General features: G+C 70.8%; 11 protein-coding genes and 1 pseudogene. 2 read left to right on the forward strand and 10 right to left on the reverse strand.

The window, feature by feature from the left end:
* From NL1_RS12310 to mftA, 7 genes and pseudogenes are all read right to left on the reverse strand, one after another.
* The coding region (locus NL1_RS12310) for a non-ribosomal peptide synthetase (RefSeq protein WP_067838203.1) at positions 1–12,995 on the reverse strand (12,995 nt) is incomplete at its 3' end.
* A gap of 425 nt (positions 12,996–13,420) precedes the next feature.
* Positions 13,421–14,791, reverse strand: coding sequence for a GAF domain-containing protein (locus NL1_RS12315; protein WP_067838206.1), 1,371 nt, complete (start codon positions 14,789–14,791; stop codon positions 13,421–13,423).
* A gap of 125 nt (positions 14,792–14,916) precedes the next feature.
* The gene (mftG, locus tag NL1_RS12320) at positions 14,917–16,389 is read right to left on the reverse strand and encodes a mycofactocin dehydrogenase MftG (protein ID WP_067838209.1); all 1,473 of its coding nucleotides are present in this window, start codon (positions 16,387–16,389) and stop codon (positions 14,917–14,919) included.
* 71 nt (positions 16,390–16,460) lie between these two features.
* The gene (gene mftF, locus NL1_RS12325; RefSeq protein WP_067838384.1) at positions 16,461–17,864 is read right to left on the reverse strand and encodes a mycofactocin biosynthesis glycosyltransferase MftF; all 1,404 of its coding nucleotides are present in this window, start codon (positions 17,862–17,864) and stop codon (positions 16,461–16,463) included.
* 232 nt (positions 17,865–18,096) lie between these two features.
* A complete protein-coding gene (mftC, locus tag NL1_RS12330; protein WP_067838397.1) occupies positions 18,097–19,311 on the reverse strand; it encodes a mycofactocin radical SAM maturase in 1,215 nt (404 codons plus the stop codon).
* 144 nt (positions 19,312–19,455) lie between these two features.
* Positions 19,456–19,695 (reverse strand): annotated as a pseudogene (gene mftB, locus NL1_RS39400) (mycofactocin biosynthesis chaperone MftB); the annotation flags it as partial.
* A 16-nt stretch (positions 19,696–19,711) separates the two neighbouring features.
* Positions 19,712–19,816, reverse strand: a complete 105-nt coding sequence (mftA, locus tag NL1_RS12335) for a mycofactocin precursor MftA (RefSeq protein WP_067838212.1) — start codon at positions 19,814–19,816, stop codon at positions 19,712–19,714.
* Positions 19,817–20,088: 272 nt separating this feature from the next.
* Between mftA and mftR2 the strand changes: the two genes are divergently transcribed.
* Both mftR2 and NL1_RS12345 read left to right on the forward strand, forming a co-directional pair.
* Entirely contained in the window at positions 20,089–20,727 is a 639-nt protein-coding gene (gene mftR2 / locus NL1_RS12340; protein ID WP_245673202.1) for a mycofactocin system transcriptional regulator MftR2, read from the forward strand.
* 76 nt (positions 20,728–20,803) lie between these two features.
* Positions 20,804–21,859 carry a ferredoxin--NADP reductase gene (locus tag NL1_RS12345; protein ID WP_067838215.1) on the forward strand — a complete coding sequence of 352 codons (1,056 nt, stop codon included), beginning with the start codon at positions 20,804–20,806 and terminating at the stop codon, positions 21,857–21,859.
* Between the two features lie 31 nt (positions 21,860–21,890).
* On the opposite strand, the gene NL1_RS12350 is transcribed toward NL1_RS12345, so the two are convergent.
* From NL1_RS12350 to NL1_RS12360, 3 genes are all read right to left on the reverse strand, one after another.
* The gene (locus tag NL1_RS12350; RefSeq protein WP_067838217.1) at positions 21,891–22,634 is read right to left on the reverse strand and encodes a DNA alkylation repair protein; all 744 of its coding nucleotides are present in this window, start codon (positions 22,632–22,634) and stop codon (positions 21,891–21,893) included.
* A gap of 102 nt (positions 22,635–22,736) precedes the next feature.
* Positions 22,737–23,498, reverse strand: a complete 762-nt coding sequence (locus NL1_RS12355; protein ID WP_067838401.1) for a glutamate racemase — start codon at positions 23,496–23,498, stop codon at positions 22,737–22,739.
* A 53-nt stretch (positions 23,499–23,551) separates the two neighbouring features.
* The gene (locus tag NL1_RS12360; protein WP_067838220.1) at positions 23,552–24,748 is read right to left on the reverse strand and encodes an NAD(P)/FAD-dependent oxidoreductase; all 1,197 of its coding nucleotides are present in this window, start codon (positions 24,746–24,748) and stop codon (positions 23,552–23,554) included.
* Positions 24,749–24,931: the final 183 nt, after the last annotated feature.

The following is a 24,931-nucleotide window of genomic DNA, read 5'->3' on the forward strand; positions in this document are numbered from 1 at the left end:
CCGACCGGCCTGCCGAGCGCCGCCCCGATCCGGGCGGCGGCCTTGGCGGCCAGCAGCGAACTGCCGCCCAGCGCGAAGAAGTCGTCGTCGGCCCCGACCTGGCCCGCGGCCGAAAGACCCAGCACCTCGGCGTACACCCCGGCGACGATCTCCTCGACGACCGTGCCCGGCTTGCGGTAGGTCGTCGCCGCGAAGACCGGCGCGGGCAGCGCGGCGCGATCGAGTTTGCCGTTGACCGTCAACGGGATTCGATCCAGCGTGACGACCGCGGCGGGCACCATGTGCTCGGGCAGCGTCCGCGCCAGCTCCGTACGCAGCGCGGCCGTGTCGACCGAGCCGTCGGCGACGACGTAGGCGACGATGCGCGCCGCATCCGTCAGATCGGTCCGCACCACCACCGCGGCCTCCCGGACCGCGCCGGTGTCCAGCACGGCCGCCTCGATCTCGCCGAGCTCGATACGGAATCCACGCAGGTTCACCTGCTGGTCGGCGCGGCCGAGGTACTCCAGGTCGCCGTCGGCGGTCCAGCGCGCCAGATCTCCCGAGCGGTAGGCGGGCGAACCGTCGGTCGCGTAGGGATCGGCGACGAACCGGCTCGCGGTGAGCGCCGCCCGGCCCAGGTAGCCGCGGGCGAGCTGACCGCCGGAGACGTAGATCTCGCCCGGCACCCCCACCGGCACCGGCCGCAGCCGCGCGTCGAGCACCCGCACCGTGAGCCCGGGAATCGCGCCGCCGATCAGGCTCGCGGAACCCGTGCCCGGCTCGATCGGACGGTACGAGACGTGCACCGTGGTCTCGGTGATGCCGTACATGTTCACCAGACGCGGGCCGTCCGGATAGCGCGCGAACCACCCGGCCAGCCGCTGCGGCTCCAGCGCCTCACCGCCGAAAATCACCTGGCGCAGCGCGAATTCGGCGGGCTCTGCCGCGGCGTCGGCCGCGATGAGCTGATAGAAGGCCGACGGCGTCTGGTTCAGCACCGTCACCCCGCGCTCGATGAGCAAGCGACGGAACTGCTCGGGCGAGCGCGAGGTGAAGTAGTCCACCACCACCAGTTCGCCGCCGTACAGCAGCGCGCCCCACAGCTCCCACACCGAGAAGTCGAAGGCGTAGGAGTGGAACATGGTCCACACGTCCGCGGGCCCGAACTCGAAGTGGCGCCTGGTGTTGTCGAGCAGCCGGAGCACGTTGCGGTGCGGGACGACGACGCCCTTCGGCCTGCCGGTGGAGCCGGAGGTGTAGATGACGTACGCGGTGTGCGCCGGATGCAGCGGGGCCCGCCGGTCGGCGTCGGTCAGCGGCTCCGCGCTCACGGACGCGAGATCGGCCGCCACGTCCAGCACCGGGCCGCCGAACCAGTCGCGCGGCAGGCCGGTCGCGGCCGAGGTGACGGCGCAGATCGGGCGCGCGTCGTCGATCATGTACTCGATGCGATCGGCGGGGTAGTTGGGATCGATCGGCAGGTAGCCGCCGCCCGCTTCCAGCACCGCGAGCAGCGCGACGATCAGCTCGACCGAACGCGGCAGCGCCACCGCCACCAGGGTTTCCGGCCCGACGCCCGCGGCGATCAGTCGCCGGGCCAGCCGGTTGGCCTTGTCCGTCAGCTCGCGGTAGGTCAGGACGTCGTCGCCCGCGCGCACCGCGACGGCCGCCGGATCGAGCGCAGCCGCACGGCGGAAGCGGTCCACCAGCGTCTCGTCGGCGGACGCCAGATCGGGTCCGGTGCTCGCCCATTCGACCAGCGCGCGCCGCTGCTCCTCCGCGGAGAGCAGCTGGATGTCGCCGACCACCACCGTCGCGTCCGCGGCCACCGCGGCGAGCACCTGGGTGAACCGGCGGGCCAGCACCGCGACCGTGTCGGGGTCGAAAAGGTCGATGGCGTAGGTGATCTCGATATCGATGCCGTCGGCGCGGCCGTCCGCGTCGTCGGCGGCCACCACAGTGAACTGGAGATCGAATTCGGCACCGACCGCGTCCAGTTCGACCGGACGCACCCGAAGTCCGGCCAGCTCCAGCGCGGGCACGGTGAAGTTCTGCATGGTGAGCGCCACCTGGAACAGCGGGTGCCGGTTGCGCGCCCGGTGCGGCGCGACCAGCTCGACCAGCCGCTCGAAGGGCAGGTCGGCGTGCGCGAGCGCGTCCAGGTCACAGGACCGTGCCTCGTCGAGGACGGTCTCGAACCGGGAACGCGGGTCGATGCGGCTGCGTAGCACCAAGGTGTTGACGAACATGCCGACCAGGCCGTCGAGTTCGGCTTCGCCGCGTCCGGCCACCGGGGTGCCGATGGCGATGTCCGCGCTGCCCGACAGCCGGGCGAGCAGCACGGCGAGCGCCGCGTGCACGGTGCTGAACAGTGTGGTCTCTCGCTTGCGTGCCAGTTCGCGCAGCTCGCTGTGCAGGTCGGAATCGATGCGCAGCCGGTGCGTCGCGCCGCGGTGGGTGGACGCCGCCGGGCGCGGCCGGTCGGTGGGCAGCTCCAGCTGTTCGGGCAGGCCGTCGAGTGTGCGCCGCCAGAACTCCAGCTGACGGTGCGCACGGGATTCGGGATCGTCGGCGGCGCCAAGGATTTCGGCCTGCCACAGGGTGTAGTCGGCGTACTGGACGGGCAGCGGGCGCCAGTCCGGCGCGCTGCCGCCGCGGCGGGCGGCATAGGCGGCCATGAGGTCGGCGGCCAGCGGACCGAGGGAGAAACCGTCGGCCGAAATATGGTGCAGCACAACCAGGAGCACGTGCTCCACCGACCCGGTTCCGGTGAGCGCGAACAGGTGCGCGCGCAACGGTGTCTCTTCGGTGATGTCGAAAGTGACCGCGGCGCAGGCGGCGAGGCGTTCGGGCAGCGCCGACTCCGCGACCCGCTCCGGAGGCAGCGCGGGGGCGTGCTGCGGCACGGGCAGGACCACTTGCTCGGCGCCGTCGGGTCCGGCCGGGTACACGGTGCGCAGCGCCTCGTGCCTGGCGACGACGTCGCCGAGCGCCGCGGCGAGCGCGGGGACGTCGAGGTCGCCGCCGAGCCGGAGCGCGACGGGGATGTTGTCCACCGCGTCGCCCGGTCCGTCGGCGTCGGCGAGGAAGCGGTTCAGGAACCAGATGCGCTGTTGCGCGGGCGACAGCGGCAAGCGCTCCGGACGCGGGCGGCGAGCCGGGGCAGGACGCCCGCCCCGGCCGCGGAACGTTTCGGACCGCGTCGCCATGGTCAGCACGGTGGGTGCGTCGAAGAGCAGCCGGACCGGCAGCTCGGCGTCCAGCGCGGCACCGAGCCGGGCCGCCACCCGGGTGGCGGTGAGCGAATTGCCGCCGAGCGCGAAGAAGTCGTCGTCGAGTCCGACGCGCGGCACGCCGAGCACATCGGCGAACACGCGCGCGACGATCTGCTGCACGGGCGTCACCGGGGCGCGGAATGCCGCCGCCTCGAACACCGGCGCGGGCAGCGCCCTGCGATCCAGCTTGCCGGAGGCGTTGAGCGGGAACTCGTCCATCGACACGAACGCCGAGGGCACCATGTACGCCGGGATGCGCTGCGACAGAGCCATTTTCACCGAGTCCAGGTCGATAGTCGACTCCGCCGCGGCGATCAGGTAGGCGACGAGCTGCGTGCCGTCGCGCACCACGACGACAGCCTGGTCGATCTCCGGCAGCGCGGTCAGCGCGGTCTCGATCTCGCCGAGTTCGATGCGCAGCCCGCGTAGCTTCACCTGGAAATCGGTGCGGCCCAGGTACTCCAGTTCACCGTGCTTCGGCCCACCCGTCGCCCGGCCACCGCCCCCCATCGAATCGCTTCGCGATGCAGGCACCCATCTGACGAGATCGCCGGTGCGGTACATGCGCTCGGCGCTGGCGAACGGATTGGCCACGAACCGATCCGCGGTGAGATCCGGCCGCCGCACGTAGCCGCGCGCGAGCTGCGCGCCGGAGAGATATAGCTCGCCGGGCACGCCGACCGGCACCGGCCGCAGGCGCGAATCCAGCACGTACACCCGGGTGTTGGCCACCGGGACGCCGATCGGCACGCTGTCGGTGTCGGTGTCGACCACCTCGTGGTAGGTGACGTCCACGGCCGCCTCGGTCGGGCCGTACAGGTTGTGCAACCGCGCGCCGGTCAGCGCGCGCAGCCGCTGCGCGGGCCCAGGCACCAGCGCCTCGCCGGAGGCGAACACCATGCGCAGCGAGTCACACTGCGCCACCGCGGGTTCCGCGACGAACACGGCCAGCATCGAAGGCACGAAGTGCGCCACCGTCACCCGCTCCCGGCCGATCAGCTCGGCGAGATAGCGCGGGTCGCGGTGCCCGTCCGGGCGCGCCACCGCGAGGCGGGCGCCGATCTGCAACGGCCAGAAGAACTCCCACACCGAGACATCGAAGGTCGCGGGCGTCTTCTGCACGACGACGTCCTCGGCGGTGAGCCCGTATTCGGACTGCATCCACAGCAGCCGGTTGACGATCGCGGCGTGCGACACCGCCACACCCTTGGGCTTGCCGGTGGACCCCGAGGTGAACAGCACGTAGGCCGCGTTGCCCGGAGCCGGGGCACCGAGCCGGTCCGCGTCGGTGAGCGGGGCGTCCGAGTAGTCGGTGGTGTCGAACTGGTCGACATCCAGCACCGCCCACACCCGGGCGCCGCGCTCGGCCGACGGGAGATCCAGTCCGTCGTCGGTGCGGCTGAGCACGCACACCGGCCGCGCTGCGCGCAGCACGTGCTCGATCCGCTCGGCGGGGTGGTCCGGGTCCACCGGGACGTAGGCGCCGCCCGCCGTCAGCACCGCGTACATGGCGACGACCAGGTCCACCGAACGCCGCATGCCGATCGCCACGGTGCTCTCGGGACGCACGCCGATGGATACCAGCAGCCGCGCCAACCGGTTGACCCGTCCCGCGAACTCGCTATAGGTCAGCGTCGCGTAGCGACTCGTTGAGGGGTGGTGGTCGGGTGACGGGTGGGCGAGCGACTCGCCCTCGAAGGTCACCGCCACGGCGTCCGGGGTCCGCCGCACCTGCGCCTCGAACAGCGACACCAGCGTCGCCGCGGGATCGAGGGCGCGCGCGGTGGCGTTCCATGTACCGAGCACCTGGGTGCGCTCGGCGGCCGAGAGCGTATCGATGTCGCCGACGAGCACGGCGGGATCGGCGCAGACCGCGTCGAGCACGCGCTGGAGCCGGGCCGCGAACGCGGCGACGGTGCCGGCGTCGAACAGGTCGGTCGCGTACTCGAAGACGGCGTCGATGCCGTCGGCTGTCTCGGCGAGGGTGAGCTGGAGATCGAATTTGGCGGTGTGCGTGTCGATGTCGAGTTCGGCGACGCGCAGGCCTGCCAATTCGGCCGTCGCGCTCGCGGTGTTCTGGAAGTCCAGCATCACCTGGAACAGCGGGTGCCTGGCCGCCGAACGCTCGGGGTCGAGCGCCTCGACCAGCCGCTCGAACGGCACGTCGGCATGGGCGAACGCGCGCAGGTCACCGTCGCGCACGGCCGCGACCAGCTCGGCGAAGGTGCGTTCCTGGCGCACGTCGGCGCGCAGCACCAGGGTGTTGACGAACATGCCGACCAGCTCGTCGAGCGCCTGGTCGCCGCGGCCCGCGACCGGGGTGCCGATCGCGATGTCGCGCTGACCGGACAGCTTCGCCAGCGTCGCCGCGAAGGCCGCGTGCAGCACCATGAACAGCGAGGCGTGCGCGGCCTCGGCGATCTCGCGCAGGTGTCGATGGGTCGCGGCGGGAATGCCGAAGGCGTGCCGCGCACCGTGACCGGAAGCCGCGGCGGAGCGGGGCCGGTCGGCGGGCAGTGCGAGCAGGTCGGGCAGATCGGCCAATTCGGCGGACCAGAACCGCAACTGCTCGGCCATCAGCGAGTCGGGATCGTCCTCGGAGCCGAGGATCCGGCGCTGCCACAGCGTGTAGTCGGCGTACTGCACCGGAAGCGGTGACCAGTCCGGTGCGACTCCGTCGCGCCGAGACGCGTAGGCGCGCAGCAGGTCCCGCGTGAACGGCGCGATGGACCAGCCGTCCGCGGCGATGTGGTGCAGCGACACCACGAGCACGTGCTCGTCGTCGCGGAGACCCAGCAGCGTCAGGCGCACCGGCGGTGCCTGGGTCACCGCGAAAGGCAGCGCGGCGAGGGCGCGTACCCGGTCGAGCACGTCGTCGGTCTCGTCGACGATCTCCAGAACCGGGCCCTGGTCCGCGGGGAGCACCTCTTGGTGTGCCAGGCCGTCGACGGCGGGGTACCTGGTGCGCAGCGTCTCGTGCCTGGCGACGACGGCGGCGACGGCGGCGGCCAGCGCCGTGCGGTCCAGCGGACCGGTGAGCCGGAACGCGGCGGTCAGGTTGTTCGCCGTGGACGCCGCGTCGAACTGGTTCAGGAACCACATGCGCTGCTGCGCGTAGGAGAGCGGAACGACCGCGGGGCGCTCGGCGGCGACCAGCGGGTGGCGGGTGCGGGCGGACCCCGCGTCGGCGAGCGCCGCGGCGAGCGCGACCACCGTCGGGTGTTCGAAGAGCAGCCGGACCGGCACGTCGACTTGCACGCGTGCGGCCAGCCGAGCGGCTATCCGCGTGGCCACCAACGAGTTTCCGCCGACGGCGAAGAAGTCGTCGTCGAGGCCCACCCGGTCGAGCCCGAGCACCTCGGCGAACACCTCGGCCACCGCGCGTTCGGCCGCGGTGACCGGAGCGCGGAATTCCTTGGCCGCCAAGACCGGATCGGGCAGTGCCTTGCGGTCCAGCTTGCCCGAGCTGGTCAGCGGCATGGCCGCCAGCGCGACATAGGCGGCGGGCACCATGTAGGACGGCAGTGTCGCGCGCAGCCTCTCCACCAGCACCGCGGCCACCTCCGCCTCGGGGAGGTCGGTCACCACGTAGGCCACCAGCAGCTCACCGGCCGGGTGGGCGAAAACCCGCACCGCGGCGGCGCGCACATCGGCGGCGAGCAGCGCCGCCTCGATCTCGCCGAGCTCGATGCGCTGGCCGCGCAGCTTCACCTGGAAGTCGCTGCGCCCCAGGTATTCCAGCTGTCCGTCCCGGTTGCGCCGCACCAGATCGCCGGTGCGGTACATACGCGAACCCGCCGGACCGTACGGATCGGCGACGAACCGGTCGGCGCTGAGCTCCGCGCGGCCGTGATAGCCGCGCGCGACCTGCACCCCGGACAGATACAGCTCGCCGACCACCGTTTCCGGCACCGGGCGCAGCCGGCCGTCGAGCACGAGCACCCGGCCTGCGCGCACCGGCCGCCCGATCGGTGTCGGGCCCGGGGTCGCCGTCACCGGCGCGTGCGTGGCGTGCACCGTGAATTCGGTTGGCCCGTACAGATTGTGCAGTTCGGCGTGGCTCACGGCGGCGAAGTCCGCGGCGGCTTCGCCGGTCATCGCCTCGCCCGCGACGAGGACGGTGCGCAGGGAGGCGATCGACGCGGCGGGCGCGGCAGCAGCGAACACCGTGAGCATCGAGGGCACGAACGAGGTCATCGTGACGCCGTGCGTCGCGATGGTCGCCGCGAGGTAGGCGCTGTCGCGATGACCATCGTGCGCCGCGACCACCAGGCGCGCGCCGCTCGTCAACGGCGCGAACAGCTCCCAGACCGAGACGTCGAAGGTCGCGGGAGTCTTGAACAGCACGACGTCGGCGGGGCCGACACCGTATTCGCCGACGATCCAGCGCACCTGGTTCGCGACCGAGCCGTGCTGCACCGCAACGCCTTTCGGACGGCCGGTGGAGCCCGAGGTGAAGATCACGTACGCGGTGTTGGCGGTGCGCAGCGGGCGCGGGCGTTCGTCGTCGAGCACCGGAGCGTCCGAGTATGCCGACAGGCCGGCCGCGTCCACCTCGATGACCGGCGGCGTTTCGTCCGACGCCACCGCCCATCCGTCGGCGGACCGGGTCAGCAGGCAGGCCGGACGGGTGGAGGACAGCACGTGGGCGAGCCGCGCCGCGGGCTGATCCGGATCGACCGGGACGTACCCGCCACCCGCGGCCAGCACGGCGTAAGCGGCCAGCACGAATTCGGCGCTGCGCCGCATGCCGAGCACGACCAGCGTCTCGGGGCCGACCCCGGCATCGATCAGTCGCCGGGCCAGCTGGTGCACCCGCGCCGCGAATTCCGCGTAGGTCAGCGTGCTCTCGCCGTCGATCACGGCGACGGCGTCGGGAGTGCGGCGGACCTGCGCTTCGAACGCCGCGAGCACGGTTTCCTCGGCGGCGAGCGTCGCGAGTGCGGAGTCCAGCTCGACCGACGAGCCCAGCTCCGGCAAGTTTTGTTCCGCCGACGAATCCAGCTCCGCGACCGAACCCTGCTTCACCGAGAAGGCCGGCTCCACGGACGAATCCGGCTCCGCGGCGCGGCCCAGTTCGATCGCCCAGCGCAATTCGGCGGTGCCCAGCAGCGGCAGATCGCCGACGGCCGTTTCCGTGTCGCTCGTCAGCGCGTCGAGAACGCGCAGGTACCACCGCGCGAAGTCGGCGATGGTGGCTTCATCGAAGAGATCTGTGGCGTAGGTGAATTCGGCCTGGACCCCCGCCGGTGCCGAACCTTCCCCGAGTCCGGCACCGGCGAAGCCTGCGGTGACCGTGAGCTGGAGATCGAACTTGGTCACCCCGGTGTCCAGGGTACCGGTGTGCACCGACATACCGGGGAGTACGAATTCGATGTCGGCAGAGTTGTCTACCGAGAGCAACACCTGAAAGAGCGGATGTCTGGCCTGCGAGCGCGGCGGGTTCAGCGCCTCGACCAACTGCTCGAACGGAACCTGCGCGTGGCCGAACGCGGCGAGATCGGCCGCGCGCACCGCGGCGAGCAGCTCGGCGCCGGTCGCCGCGGCATCGACCCGGGTGCGCAGCACGAGGGTGTTGACGAACATGCCGATCATGTCGTCGAGTTCGCGCTCGCCGCGCCCGGCCACCGGGGTGCCGATCACGATGTCGCCGCCGCCCGACAGCCGCGCGAGCAGCACCGCGAGCGCGGCGTGCAGGACCATGAAGCCGGACAGGCCGTTGGCCCGCGCGGTCGCGGTGACGCGCTCGGCCACCGCGGCGGGCAGCTCGAAGCGGTACACCGCGCCGCGCCCGGTGGCGATCGCCGGGCGCGGCCGGTCGGCGGGCAGCTCCAGCAGATCGGGCGCGTCGGCCAACGTCTCGGTCCAGTACGCCAGCTGACGAGCCAGCGGCGCGTCCGGATCCGACGCTCCGCCGAGCGACTCCCGCTGCCACAGGCTGTAATCGGCGTACTGCACCGCGAGCGGCGCCCAGTCCGGCGCGCCGCCCGCCAGGCGCGCCGGGTACGCCGTCATCACGTCGCGGGCCAGCACGCGCAGCGAGAGTCCGTCCGCCGCAATGTGATGCAGCACCAGCGCCAAGGCGTAGCCGTCGGCGTCCACGGCGTACAGCCGCGCGCGCAGCGGGATCTCCCGCTCCAGGTCGAATCCGGTGGCGGCGAACGCGGCCAGCGCCGCGTCCAGCTCCGCCGCGCCGATCGGCTCGGCCGCCCCGAGCACCGCGACCTCGTCGGCGGGCAGCACGATCTGCTGCGCCGGGACGTGGTGGTCGTCGAGCACGGCGGGGAACACGGTGCGCAGCACCTCGTGCCGCGCCACCACGTCGCCGATCGCCAGCCGCAGCGCGGCCGCGTCCACCTCGCCGCGCAGCCGCACCACGAACGGCATGTTGTAGTCGGCCGCGGAGCGTTCGAATCGGTTCAGGAACCAGATGCGCTGCTGCGCGAGAGAAAGCGGAACCAGCGGCGGCCGCGGAACCACCCGCAGCAGGCGGGGCGCGGACGCGCCGCCGGTTCCGCCCGCCCGCTCGATCAGTCCGGCGAGATCGGACACCGTGGTGGCGGTGAACAATTCGCGAACTCCGAGCGAGCAGCCCAGGTCGGCGGCCAGCCGGGCGGCGACCTGCGTGGCCACCAGGCTGTTGCCGCCGAGTGCGAAGAAGTCGTCGTCGCGGCCGACCGCCACGCGGCCGAGCACCTCGCCGAACACGCGGGCGACCGCCTGCTCCACGGCGGTCACCGGCGCGCGGTATTCGGCGCTGCGCAGCCGCGGCGCGGGCAGCGCGCCACGGTCCAATTTGCCCGACGCGTTGACCGGAAGGGCGTCGAGCACCACGTAGGCCGCGGGCACCATATAGCCGGGCAGCGCGGCGGCCGCCGCGGCCCGCAGCTGCTCGGGGCGCACGGTGCCCGGCTCGGACTCCACCGCGTAGGCCACCAACTGCTCGCCCGCGCCCGCGTCGTCGCGCACCACGACCACGGCGCGCACCACCGAGTCGACCGTGCCGAGCACCGCTTCGATCTCGCCGAGCTCGATACGCAGGCCGCGCAGCTTCACCTGGAAATCGGTGCGGCCCAGGTATTCCAGTTCACCGTTGGTGGTCCAGCGCACCAGGTCGCCGGTGCGGTACATCCGGTCGCCCGGCGCGGCGGGCCCATCCGGACCGGCGAACGGGTCGGCCAGGAAACGCTCGGCCGTCAGACCGGGCCTGGCCGCATAACCCCGGGCGAGCTGTACCCCCGACAGATACAGCTCACCCGGAGCCCCGACCGGTACCGGCCGCAGCCGAGAGTCGAGCACATAGAGCCGCGTGTTGAACACCGGCGCACCGATCGGCACCGAGAGGGTATCGGTATCGGTCACCTCGTGGAAGGTGACGTCCACCGCGGCTTCGGTGGGACCGTACAGGTTGTGCAGCCGGGCGCCGGTCAGCACCCGTAGCCGCTGGGCCAGCGAGGCGGGCAGCGACTCACCGGAAGCGAAGACCGCGCGCAGCGTGGAGGTACGCGCAATGTCCTGGTGCGCCAGAAAGGCTTCCAGCATGGATGGCACGAAATGCGCGGTGGTCACGCCGTATTCGGCGATGACTGTGCGCAGGTAGGCCGGGTCGCGGTGCCCGTCGGGCTGCGCGAGCACCAGCGTGGCGCCGATCTGCAAGGGCCAGAAGAACTCCCACACCGACACGTCGAACGTCGCCGGTGTCTTCTGCAACACCACGTCGGTGTCGGTCAGCCGGTAGGTCTCCTGCATCCACACCAGCCGGTTCACGATGGCCTCGTGGGTCACCACCACGCCCTTGGGCTTGCCGGTGGAGCCGGAGGTGAAGATCACATACGCGGGGTGGTCCTGCCGCAGTGCCGCGCTGCGCTCACGCTCCCAGACCGGACCCTCCGAATACCCGGCTGGGTCCAGACGATCCAAGCGCACCACCGGCGCGTCGACCGCGAGGTCCGCGGCGGCGAGGACGCAGGCGGGGCGGGCGGTGGCCAGGATGTGCGCGGTGCGCTCGGCCGGATGGTCCGGGTCCAGCGGCACGTAGGCCGCGCCCGCGGTGAGCACCGCGTACATCGCGACGACCAGGTCGGGCGAGCGCCGCAGGTGCAGGGCGACCAGGCTTTCCGGTCCGACGCCGCGCTCGATCAGCTGCCTGGCCAACAGGTTCACCCGCGCGGCCAGCTGACGATAGGTCAGCGTGGCCTCCGGCACGCCCGCGAAGCGCAGTGCGACCGCGTCCGGGGTCCGGGCCACCTGCGCCTCGAACATCGACACCAGCGTCGGAACGGAGTGCGCGCCCGGCGCACGGGCCGCGACCAACGCCTCGACATCGCAGCCGGTGGCGTTCCAGATCCGGGTGCTGACTTCGATTTCGAGTTCGGTCGCGACGTCGACCGCGGCCAGCGGCGTGTCCAGGTCGGTGGATACCAGCCGCTCCAGGTACTGCACGAAGCGGGCGTGATGGCGGGAAAGAACGTCGGCGGCGTAGAGATTCGGGTTCGCCTCGAAATCGACGTGCACGCGGTCGCGCTCGCCGTAGTAGACGTTCAGGCTCAGGTCCTCCACCGGCCCGGTGGACAGCACGTGGTACCGGCCCGTCGTGGTGCCGAGCGTCAGGTCGCTGCGGAACAGCATGATGTTGGCCAGCGGGCCGAACAGGGCGCGCCGGGCCGGTCGGCCGTCGTGTTCGGCGTCGCGGCGGATGTCCTCGTGCCGGTATCGCTGGTGCCGCAGCGCGCCCGCGACCTGTACGCGGGTGGCGCGCAGCAGGTCGCCCCAAGTGGCCTCCGCCAGCGACAGGCGCAGCGGCACGATATTGGAGAGCATGCCCGCCGAGCGCCGCATCGCGGCGGTGGTGCGCGCGGTGACCGGCAGGCTCAGCACCACGTCGTCGCGGTCGGTCAGGCGGCCGAGGTAGCAGGCGAAGGCGGCGAGCAGCACCACCGCGATCGTCGAATCCTGGCTCTCGGCAACGATGTTCATCCGTGCCACCAGCTCGTCGGGCAGGCCGCGTCCGGCGATCAGATTGCTCGCCGCGCGCGGCGCGGTGCGCGGGTCAAGGCTGGTCACGCTGTCCAGCCCGGCCACCCGTTCGGCCCAGTGGGCGCGGTCGGTCTGGTAGCGCCCGCTCTCGCGGTAGGCGAGCTCGCCTTCGACCAGCGACTCCATGCTGCCCGGCCGGATCGCCTCCGGTTCGGTGCCGAGCACGCGCGCGGTGTAGAGCTCGGCCGAGCGCATGGTGTTGTTCAGCGCGCCGTAGCCGTCGAGCACGATGTGGTGGGCGCGCAGGTACCAGAAGTAACGGCGTTCGGCGACCCGCAGCACCGCGCCCCCGAACAGCCGGTCGCGCACGAGATCCACTGGGGCGCAGGCATCGGCGCGCATCCACTCGGTGGCAGCGGCCACCGGATCGGCGTGCGAGCGGAAGTCGATGAGCGGAGTCTCGAAGGGCAGGGCGGGGTCGACGCACTGATACGGCGTGCCGCCTTCCTCGCCGAGGCGCACCATCGTCGATCCGTACTCGAGTGCCGCCTCGCGCGTAACCTCCTGCAGCAGAGCGGCATCCAGTTCGCCGTGCACATCGACGTACTGCGCGACATTGATCGGGGTCTCGGGCTCGAGCAGCTGCGCGTACCAGAGTCCGAGCTGCGCGGGAGCGAGGGGAAACGACTGGGGGGACGGTGTTCGGCTCGCTGCGTTCCCGTTCGGCCGCGCGCTGAACCCACCCAACTCCGTACCGTGCACCAGAGCCTCCTCGTTTGGCGAAACAACAGCTGGCCGAAGTCTTTTGGGCAGCGCAAATAAAGCGGCATGAGTGCCACCACAGGCGATTCGGCGAGAGCGCGGACGGTGACGACGTCACCCGCGCGAGATCCAACAATTGGTGAGACGAGATCGGCGGCCGGAGCCGCCGTGCCTAACTCTTGATCGTTCCTCCAACTCCGCTACCGGGGACTCGGTCCACGCCCCGGAGGTGTTTCCTACATCACACGGATCACCCGCGCATTGCGAACATTAGGCGGTTGGGTAATAAAAAGGAACACGTTTCGATAAAAAAACCTGGACGGTTGTCCATGTCGTTCCCGGGAGGCAGTTAACTCCGAGCAGAATTGTGCGCGCGACCACAATCGGTGTCGCTATGTGAGCTACCGCACTTTCAGATGTGCAGACTATGAGCCGAAACGTTGCATCCGCGTTGCATCGGCGCCGAGGCGCCGATCGAGCACCCGAATCTTGGCCTCGATCTGCGCATATAGCGGAGAATCGCGATCTACTGCCGCCCGGTACGCGGCCCACGCCGCGGCGTCGTCGCGACCTTCCGCACCGGCGGTCCACCGCCGCAACACCGCGGCATCATGGGAACCGAGCACGGCGGTGCGCAACCGGACGCGCAGTTCGTCACGAATATCGATAATTCCCGGCGCGGTGGAACGCGGCAGCACCGGACCGGCATAGAGCCGTAATGCAGAATCGACATCACCGGAGTCGAGCGCCGCCCGCAATGCCTCGACATCGGTTGCGACATGGACGCGCAGCTTGTATGGGCGCGAACCGAACACGGTCGGACCGACCACCGACCGCAGCCGGGACATGGCGGCGCGGATGGTGCCGTTGTCCAGATCGGTGTCGTCGAGCAGCAGCGCGAGATGGTCCGCGCCGAGTCCCTCCGCATGCTCGGCCAACAGCAGCAGTATCTCGGCGTGCCGCTGCGACAACGGGACTCGATCGCCCGCGATGGTCAGCTGCGGCTGCCCGAGACCGAGCACGTCGAGGCCGAGCCCGCGCGATTCGGCGGTCGCCATGGGCTCCTGCCGATCTCGTCCCCGCCCGCCACGCTGGCTCGAGCGCATCGCACTGAGCACCAGATCCATTTCCGCGGCCGTGGCCGTCGCCTTCACCAGCGCGAGGATCTCCGGCTTCGCCACCCGAACGCCACCGGCTATCACCAGGACGCCGACCAGCCTGCCGTCCGGATCGTGCACGGGCGCAGCGGCTCCGGTGATCTGATGCATGCGGTGCAAGAAGTGCTCGGGTCCATGAATCCAGGCGGCGCGGCCGGTGCGGACCACCAGGCCGACCGCATTGGTGCCGACCCGGCGCTCACTCAAATCGTCGCCCGCGCGCAAGCCGATCTCGGCTGCGGCCGTGACCTGTTCGGGTTTGCCGTGCACCGAAAGAACCCGCCCGAATTGATCGGCGATCGCGACGATCAGGCCCGTGCGTGCCGCGTCCTCGACAAGTAATTTATCGATCAACGGCATCAGGCCCGCCATGGGATGAGCGTCCCGATAACGTTGCAAATCCGCGCCGCGCAGGCCGCGCTCGCTCAGCACGTCCATGGGATCGACACCGGTTCGCAGGCTGCGCAGCCAGGATTCCAGCACGAGTGGACGCAGTAAACCAGCTAGCTGCGAGAGCTGTTCACCACCCGCGCTAAGATATCCATGTGCTTGTGCGGCATAGGCTTCGAGTGCGCCGAGTTGCGTGCCAGGTTCGACGCCGTGCCGTGGGGACCGCCCACCTGCAAGATTGCTGACCATTTGCCTTTCTTTCCGCCACAAACTGTACCGGCGCGTATTCAGGGGGAAGGGCGGATGTTCTCGTTTGTCCGCCAGGTCACATCCATGGCGGACCTCCTCATTTTGTGACCCATCCGTCTTTCACTTCACGATGTGAGCCAGCCCGCAGCGCGTTCGGCGAGCATCACCGTCGTGGCCTGCGGCCCCCTGCTCAGCGGCACCGGAACTACGGACAGATCCACCACGGACAGTCCGCTCACTCCGTGCACCGCGCACCGCGCGTCGACCACCGCCCGCTCGTCCTCCGCGGCGCCCATCCGGCAGGTGCCCGAGAGATGCTGAGAGGTCGCGAGATTCGCGCGCAGCCAGGCATCGTGACCGGACGCCGGCGGCGGGTGGCACGGATACGCCCCCGGTATTCGATGCAGCACCTCGATCGCCAGCGCGACAGCATCCCGCAGGCGCCCGCGATCGGCGGCGCCCGCCAGATAGCGGTGCTCGATCCGCGGCGGCGTGAGCGGATCGGCGCCGCGCAGCTGTAGCACGCCCGCGGACTCGGGACGCATCAGCGCGACGCCGAGGCGATGCCGGTCCCAGGCGAACGGCACTGTGTACGGCCGGATTTCGATGTCATCGAGGCTGAGCACGTACTCCAGCGGCACCGCGGCGGGCGTCGGGATGTCGAGCAGGTATTCGAGGCCGATCTCGGGGTGGTCGTCGAACCGGGCGCCGACGGGCGCGGGCCACACGACCGGTATGCCGAGTGCCGCCAGCTCGTCCGGCGGCCCGACCCCGGAGCGCAGCAGCAGCGCCGCCGACTCCACCGCGCCCGCGCACAGCACGATCCGATCGGCCGAGATCGTGCCGCTCGTCTCGCCGCGCCGGTAGTCGATACCGATCGCGCGCGTACCGCGGAAACGGATGCGCGATACCAGGACTCCGCCTTGCACGGTCAGGTTGGGCCGCCCCAGCGCGGGCAGCAGATAGGCCGAGGCCGTGCCGACGCGCGCACCACCGTCGACATTGCACGGCACCGGCCCCACACCCTCGGCGGGGCCAGCTCCCTGCGGCGCGTTGAGATCGGGCACCTCGGCGAAATCCGCGGCGCGCGCGGCCGCGGCGAACGCGCGGCTCACCGGCGTCGGATCGGCCGTGCGGCGCACCGGGATCGGGCCGCCGCGGCCGTGGCCGGGCCCGTCACCGTAGTCGCGATCGTCCTCCAGCCTGCGGTAGGCGGGCAGCACGGCCTCGAAGGACCAGTCCGCCGTGCCGCCGAGCGCGGCACTCCACGCCGCGAAGTCGGCGGCGGGCGCGCGCACGAAATAGCTGCCGTTGACCGTGCTGGAGCCGCCGATCCCCTTTCCGCGCACCAGGTTCCCCTCGACCGCAGGGTGCTCGTCCGAGCTCGCCGCGAGGGTCGCGGGATACCGCCACAGCCACCGCGCTTCCGGCCCGATCGGCAGCCGCGTGGCATCGCGCAGCGCCGCGGGCATCTCGGCGGCGGCGGACCACACCTGGCCCGCCTCCAGCAGGCGCACGGTGTGGTCCGGCCGTTCGCTCAGCCTGGCTGCGAGCACGCAGCCCGCGGTGCCGCCACCGACGATCAGGGTGTCGACCATAGGAACCAGCTCATCCGACGGGCGGGCCGTCGGCCCGGCAAACAACGATCAGCGCGGTGGCGCGGTGGATTTCACCGCGGCGGCGCCGTGGGTTTGAGCGCCTCGACGCTGCGCGCCCGGAAAGCGCCGAGCCAGAGCCCGGTGCCGTAGGCGATATCGTCGAGACGCTTGTAGGCCAGGTAGCGAAACGGGTCGAGCCCGCCCGCGTCGCGGTGCGTGAACCAGTCGGCGAGGCCGTCGGCCACCGCCATGGTCACCGCGATCCGCCGGATGCGCCGCGAGGCCACCATCGCGAGCAGCGTCACCGGCCAGTAGTGCCTGCACATCGCCGACGCCAACCGCCACAGCCCGGAGAAGAACCCGCGGGAAAGGTAGATGGCCGCGATGCGCGTCGGGTTGTCCAGTGCGGTGAACACCCGCCGCAGCCGGGCCAGCGCCGTTGCGAGGGTGATGATGCCACCGAGCAGGCCCCACTTCGACATCGTCGCGAACAGCACCGCGGCAACCACCGTCCACGGCGGCACCGACAGCGGCGAGACCATGCCCTCGCCGTGCCGCTCACCGAGCGGTGCGGCGCCGGTGCCATAGAACATCTTTCGCCCGAACCAGGACGCGAACGAGACGCGGTGATCGTGCGCCACGTGCGCGGCGGGCTCGTAGCGCAGCCGCCAGCCCGCCTGTTCCAGCCGCCAGCACAGGTCGACGTCCTCGGCGACCCGCATGGACTCGTCGAAGCCGCCCTCGGCGAGCAACGCCTGCCGCCGCACCAGCAGCGCGGCGCTCGGCACATACGAGACCAGGCCGCGCGATTGCACGGCCGCCTCTCTCCTGCCCAGGTCGAGCGAGGAGCGAGTGTGCTCGTAGCGGGCCAGCGCGTTGGACTCCGGATCCAGCGCCACGATGCGCGGCGCGACGAGCGCGACCTCGGGATCGCTGAAGTGCCCGAGCATGACCTCGAGCCAGCCGCTGCGCGGCACCACATCGGAATCCAGGAACGCGACGAATTCGCTTGTCGCCGCCCGCAGGCCGGCATTGCGGGCCGCCGCGGGGCCCTGCCGGTCGTCGTGGCGCAGCACGGTGACGCGGCAGCGAGTGCCCCGGGATTCGGGGATCCGCACCGGTTGGTCGGAGCCGTCGTCCACGACGATCACGTTGTGCCCGCGCAACGCGGCGAGCAGCCGGGCGAGGCCGTCGGCGTTGTTGTGCAGCGGCACGATGACGGTCACGGCGTCGGGCGAAGGCAGCAGCCGCGGCCGCGGATTGGCCACTCCGGAGTCGAGCAGCCGTCTGGCAACAACCGCGGACTTGGGTCCGGTGACCTCGAGGTACCCGTCGCCGATCATCTCGGCGGCCTCCGGGGCAAGTCGTAGCAACCTGGCGGGTGAGCCCCCGATCAGGATGCGTCCCCCGGAGTATGCGCGTACCCGTGGATCGATCCGTATCCCGAAGCCGTCGGGCAGGCGATCATGGCGCATTCCTGGCATGCTAGGCGGAGATTCGCGCGCGGGCATCATCGGTCCGCAAAAAAGGAAGGAATTCCGCGCGAATCGGCCCATGACCGTACCCAACTCATCCCGCGGTGTGTTGCGGTGAAGTTGCCAGCAACTCGATCGCGCCCTCTGGCAACGCGACGGCTATTCCTCGAGGGCACTCCTCGAAAGCCTGCGTCCGCCGGCTGGCAGCGCACGGCTGGCAACCGGCGGGTGATCATGTCAACGGACTCTCGTCGCAGGCCCGCGCGGGCCGCGCGGACAGGGTGAGCGGGATCGGCCCCGGCTTTCGCGCCGCGGCCCGCCGCGGCGTCGCCCGGCGCGAGTGGTCCACCGAAGAGCGCGGAATGGTCCGTCCGGTGTCGGCCAGCGCGGCCTCGCCGTAGCCCTGCACGCACTCCGGGTCCGGCCCGTCGGCGGGCAGCCCGGTGAAGAACTTCGCCGCCATGCAGCCGCCACGGCAGGCGTCGTAGTGCGCGCACCCCGAGCAGGCGCCGCCGCCGCTGGGTGTGCGCAGCTCGGAGAACAGCTCGGAGGTCTGCCAGACGTTACGGAAACCGCCGTCGGACACCACGTTTCCGGCCAGGAAGCGGTCGTGGATGGCGAACGGGCAGGCGTACACGTCGCCCACCGGATCGACCAGGCAGACCACGCGACCCGCACCGCACATGTTCAGGCCGGGCAGTGCCTGCCCGAAGGCCGAGAGGTGGAAGAACGAGTCGCCGGTCAGCACGCCCTCGCCGTTGCGCAGCAGCCAGTCGTAGAGCACCCGCTGCTGGTCCGGGGTGGGGTGCAGCTCGTCCCACACGTCCGCACCGCGGCCGGAGGGCCGCAGCCGGGTGAGTCGCAGTGTCGCGCCGTACCTTTCGGCGATGGCGCGGAACTCGTCGAGCTGCGCGATGTTGTGCCGGGTCGCCACCACCGAAAGCTTCGCGTCGCGGAAACCGGCGGCCGCCAGGTTCTCCAGCGCCCGGATCGCCATGTCGTAGGAGCCGGGCCCGCGCACCGCGTCGTTGACCGCCGCGTCCGCGCCGTCCAGCGAGATCTGCACGTCCACGTAGTCGCTCGCCGCCAACCGGGCCGCGACCTCCGGGGTGATGCGAACCCCGTTGGTGGAGAACTTGACTCCCACGTGGTGCGCGGTCGCGTAGTCGACCAGCTCCCAGAAGTCCGGGCGCACAGTGGGTTCGCCGCCGCCGATGTTCACGTAGAACACCTGCATGCGCTCGAACTCGTCGATCAGCGCCTTGCACTGCTCGGTGCTCAGTTCGCGCGGATCGCGGCGTCCCGAGGACGAAAGACAGTGCACGCAGGACAGATTGCAGGCGTAGGTGAGTTCCCAGGTGAGACAGATCGGCGCGGCGAGCCCGGTTTCGAATCGGTCGATCAATCGCACCGCGCGATCGGCCTGCCGCGCACCGGGTTCGGCCACGGCGGCCGTGGTCGCGGTGTCGACGGACGCAGCGCCGTCCGACCGCGGGACCACCCCCGCATCAGGTCGGACGGGCTGCGCCGGCGCGGGCTTGGCACCCGCGGCGCCGGATACGAGATCCGGCGCGCCGATGATCATGTCACCTTCGGCCAATTGCGCGAGCGCCCGCACGTACGGCGCGGCGCCCTCGTCGGCGACACCGGCGGCGTGCAGGGCCGAGCGCGCCGACGCGTGTTCCGGCAGTGATCGCACGATCTCGACGATGCGTGGACTCTTCAGGAACGAGAGCTTGCGCGTGCCGAAGTGGTAGAGCAGCGCACCGAAGGGCTCGGGACGCAGCGCCACCCTCGGATGCAGCTGCCATCGGGTATCGAGATCGAGCATGCCGCGCTCCCGCCCGTCAGTAGACGCCGCACATGCCGTCGATGGACACCTCTTCGATGAGGGTCTCCTCGACGAGCTCCGCGGCGTCGGTGTCGCTCGGTGCGATGAACTTGTGCGGCATGAGAACCTCCGAGTGTGACGACGGACCGGGCCTACCCGTGTAGTCCCTGTCACACCTTAGCGACAAGCGCCGCAAAAGTGAAACACGTTCCAATCGTCGAGACCCATACTTCGGCCGCCACCGGCAGTCGCCGCTCCCTCACGCCGCACCTGCGCGGTACGCGACCACCGCCCGCACCGCCACCGGCCAAAACCGCGGCGCTCTAGACTTCGGGTGTAGCGCAGCTGAACAGAACGTGACGGGCGGCACATGCCCGCGGCAGTAGAGGTGGCATGGGAGTCGGACGAATGCAGGCGAATGGGGGCGGAAACACTCTGTCGGAGTCCGAGATCGTGGAGGCCGCGCTGCGGGTGGTTCGCGCGGATGGCGTGGAAAAGCTGTCCATGCGGCGACTTTCCCGCGAACTCGGGGTCTCCCCCATGGCGCCGTACTACTACGTGGCCGACAAGCGCGAGCTGCTCGACCTCGTCGCCAGCGCCGCGCTGACCGGAGTGCGCAAGCCACCGCCGGAATCCGGGCCGTGGCAGCAGCGCCTGCGCGAGCTCATCGATCAGATCGATGAGAAACTGCGCAAGCACCCCGGGCTCGGCGACGTGCTCATCGAGCAGATGCTGGGCAAACAGCTCGACCTGATCGCGGCCATCATGGAGATCCTGTTCGAGGCCGGATTCTCCGACCGCAATGTGCTCGCCGCCTACGCGACGATCCACACCTACCTGTTCGGCCGCAGCCGGGTGAACCCACGCGACCGGTCCCCACTGTCGGAGGTCGCGCTGCCCGAGTCGGTGGAGCGGGCCACCAGGTACATCTCGGACCTGCGCGGCAAGTACGCCTACGACTTCGGCATGGAGGTGCTGATCGCCGGTCTGGAGGCCCAGCTTGTCCACCAGCCGGACCGCGACGTACGATGAAACTGAAACACGTTCTAGTTTTGTCGCCGGCCGTTGTTCCCGCGGTCGCCGACGATGCCGGATTCGAGAGGACGTCATGACAACCGTCGAAGTTCCCCACGGCTCACGCTCGGTCGTGCTGCGCGTTGCCGCGGTCATCGCCGAGACGGCCGACACCAACTCGCTGGTCTTCGACGTCCCCGACGAGCTGCGCGAGAAGTTCGAGTACAAGCCGGGCCAGTTCCTCACGCTGCGCATCCCCAGCGACCGCACCGGCTCGGTGGCCCGCTGCTACTCGCTGGCCAGCTCGCCGCACACCGACGACCAGCCCAAGGTCACCGTGAAGCGCACCGAGGGCGGCTACGGCTCGAACTGGGTGTGCGACAACGTGAAAGCGGGCGACCAGATCGAGGTGCTGCCGCCCTCCGGCGTCTTCACCCTGAAGAACCTCGACGAGGATCTGCTGCTGTTCGGCGCGGGCAGCGGCATCACACCGGTGATGTCCATCCTGAAGTCCGCGCTGGCCCGCGGCACCGGCAAGATCGTGCTCGTCTACGCCAACCGCGACGCGGAGACCGTGATCTTCGCGAACGAACTGCGCGAACTCGTGGACAAGCACCAGCAGCGGCTCGTCGTGATCCACTGGCTGGAACCGCTGCTCGGCCTGCCGACCGCCGACACGCTGGCCACCCTCGTCGCGCCCTACACCGGCTACGAGGCCTTCATGTGCGGCCCGAAGCCGTTCATGGACCGGGTGCACGACGCGCTCGGCCGGCTCGGCGTCCCGCGGTCGCGCACGCACGCCGAGGTGTTCAATTCCCTTGCCGGCGACCCGTTCGCCGACCAGGCGCCGGTCGAGGTGAGCGACGAGGAGGCCGCCGACGCGGCGACCGTCGAGGTGGAACTCGACGGCGAGGTCCACGAGCTGAGCTGGCCGCGCAAGCAGACGCTGGTCGACATCATGCTCGCCAAGGGACTCGACGTGCCCTACTCCTGCCAGGAAGGCGAGTGCGGCTCCTGCGCCTGCACGGTGCTCGAGGGCAAGGTCGAGATGGAGAACTCCGAGATCCTCGATCCGGAGGACATCGAGAACGGGTACATCCTGGGCTGCCAGGCCCGGCCGGTCACCGATCGGCTGCGCATCCAGTTCTGAGCGACGCTCGGCACGCAGGTCCGTTCGGCGCTCAGCGCGCCGAACGGTAGGCGCTGCGCTCGGCGGCGTCGAGGTGTTCGGTGGCGTAGCTGAGCGCGGTGCGGCCCATCGCTGCTGCGTGCTCGTCCAGGAAGCCGGTCAGCAGGCCGCGGTCGACGCGCTTGCCGACCTCGCGCAGCATCCAGCCGACCGCCTTCTGGATGAGGTCGCGGCGGTCGGTCAGGAGTTGTGCGCAGAGCTGGAACGTCGTGCTCGCGTCGCCCGCCTTGATGAACGCGAAGGTGGTCAGCAGGGCGACGCGGCGCTCCCACAGCGAGTCCGCCGCGGCCAGTTCGAAGAGCAGAACCCGCGGCCGGTCGAGCAACCACGGTCCGAGGACGTTCTCTGCGGAGACGTCGACCAGGTCCCAGTTGTTCACCCGGCCGCGGCGCACGGCGTCCAGGTACCGCCGCACCATCTCCTCCTGCGCCGCCACGTCGAGCGTGCGCGGCTTGGCCGCCTTGGCGAAGCGGGCGTTCAGGATCACCAGACCCGCGAGCCGCTCTTCGTGCACCGGACTGTCGAGCAGCCGATCGATCTCGTCGAGCTCGAGTGCGGCGAAGCGTTTGGCGATCGCGCGGGTCATCGGGACGCGCACACCGACGAACACATCGCCCTCGCCGTACTCCCCGGGTCCGGTCTTGAAGAATCGCTGCAGATGCCTCGCGTCGGCGCTGTCGGCGACCTCGGCGAGGGCCCGCCGGACATCCGCCGCGGTCGGCACTGTTGCGATCATCGACAGCTCCCATCCTCGGCGCGGCCCGGCATCGTTACGGGCACGCCCATTCAACACGAGCAACTTCCGACCGGAAATCGGCCGAGGATTCGCCGTCGACGATCAGACCTGCGCGCCGAGAATGCGTCCCGACTCGAAGGCCGCGGCGCTGGCGGGCAGGGCGCCGGGCCGTCCGCTGTTCAGTACGCGAACCACACCGTTGCCGGTGGTCGGCCTCCCGAGCGCGTCCATCCGCCGAATGGTCTGCGCGGCAACGGCTTGCGCGCTGTCGAACAGGCGAACTCCGACCGGCAGCGCGGCCACGATGGCATCGATGACCAGCGGATAGTGCGTGCAGCCGAGCACCACGCCTTCGACGTCGTCGGGCGTCTGCTCGGCGGCGCGTGCGATGGAATCGCGGGCCGCGACCAGATCGCCGCGGTCGATCGCGTCGGCTAGGCCGTGGCAGGCCACGCCCACCACCTTCGCGTCGCCACCGAACGCCGCGATGAGATCGGCCTGGTACTTGCTCGCGGTCGTCGCCGCCGTCGCCCACACCGCGACCGAGCGGCAGGCCGCGGCCGCCGGCTTGATGGCGGGCACGGTGCCGATCACCGGCACGCCGAGCCCGACGTCCTCACGCACCTGTTCGAGCGCGGTGACGCTGGCCGTGTTGCAGGGCAGCACGATCACCTCGGCGCCCGACTCGATGGACGTGCGGGCCGCGCCGACCACCCGGTCGACGGTCCACCGCTCGGGTTTGGGGCCCCACGGAGCACCGTCCGGATCGAGTTGCAGCAGCAGATCCACGTCCGGCCGCAGCTTGCGCAGCCAAGCGGCCGTGGGCAGCAAACCCAGCCCCGAGTCGATGAGCGCGACGATCACATCGACCACCGTATTACAGGCGTACCTCCCGGCCCGAACGGCGCCGGACCGGCTCAGGTGGAAGCGAGCAGGTCGGCGACCGGCGCGGCGGCGGCGATCTTCGCGCGCGCCTTCATGACCTGGGCCGTCATCCCCGCGCCGACGACACCGGTGAGGACGCCGTCCTTGGCGTAGTAGGCGAGGAACTTGCGGCCGTCGTCGGCGACCACGGTGACCTCGTCGGCGGCGCCCGGGGTGCCGAGGGCCTGGATCTTCACGTCGTACTGGTCGCTCCAGAAGTACGGGACCCGCGCCGCGGTCGGGGGCTCCGCGCCCAGGAGGGCGCAGGCCAGCAACTTGGCCTGTTCGCCCGCGTTGGTCCAGTGTTCGACCCGCTTGCGCGCACCGGTCTCGTGCCGCCACGCGGCGACGTCGCCGACCGCCCACACCCCGTCTGCGGAGGTCCGGCCCACTTCGTCGGCGAGCACGCCGCCGCCCGCGGCGGGTTCGGCGAGCGCGATTCCGGAGTCGGTCAGCCATTCGGTCACCGGGCGCGACCCGACGCCGATCACCGCCAGGTCGGCGCGCACCTCGCTGCCGTCGGAGAGCACGGCGCCGCGTACCCGGCCCGCCTCGTCGGCGAGGAAGGTGTCGAGTCCGGTACCGCAGCGCAGGTCGACGCCCTCGGCGCGGTGCATGCGGGCGACCAGCGCCCCGACCTGCTCGCCGAGCACCGAGGCCAGCGGCGTCGGCTGGGGTTCGATGAGCGCCACCTCGACGCCGCTCGCGCGGAAACTGGCCGCAAGCTCGCAGCCGATGAAGCCCGCGCCGACCACGAGCGCCCTTGCCGCGCCGCGCAATTCGTCGCGCAGCGCGACGGCGTCCGCGTGCCCGCGCAGCACGTGCACGCCCTGCAGCTCGGGCAGGCCGGGCAGGCGGCGCGGGCGCAGGCCGGTCGCGATGACGAGGTGGTCGTAGCCGAGGGTGTCGCCGTCGGCCAGGGTGACGCGGCGCGCCGCGGTGTCCAGCGCGGTGGCCGTGGTGGACAGCCGCAGATCGATCTGCTTCTCGTCGAAGAATTCCGCCGGGCGCAGCGTGGTGTCGTCGGTCTCGCCGCGGACGAATTGCTTCGACAGCGGTGGGCGATCGTAGGGCAGCCGCGACTCGTCGCCGATCAGCACCAACTCGCCGGTGTAGCCGGCGCGGCGCAGTTCCTCCGCGGTGCGCAGCCCGGCGAGTCCGGCCCCCACGATCACGATCGGCGCAGTCATGCGACAACCCCTTCCTCCGTTGACACGACCCTCACCCTAGCGTCTGCTTGGTCAAGTTTTCCTGTGTCGGCGGTCACTTCCAGGCGGGTCGACGATCGCCGCGCAATCGTTTCCATAACGGTATTGATCGGGCGGTCAATCAGGACTATACCGAGGTCAGGACATATTTCGAGCCGAGGAGGC

This window comes from Nocardia lijiangensis NBRC 108240 (assembly GCF_001613045.1).
GTDB classification, from domain to species: Bacteria; Actinomycetota; Actinomycetes; order Mycobacteriales; family Mycobacteriaceae; genus Nocardia; species Nocardia lijiangensis.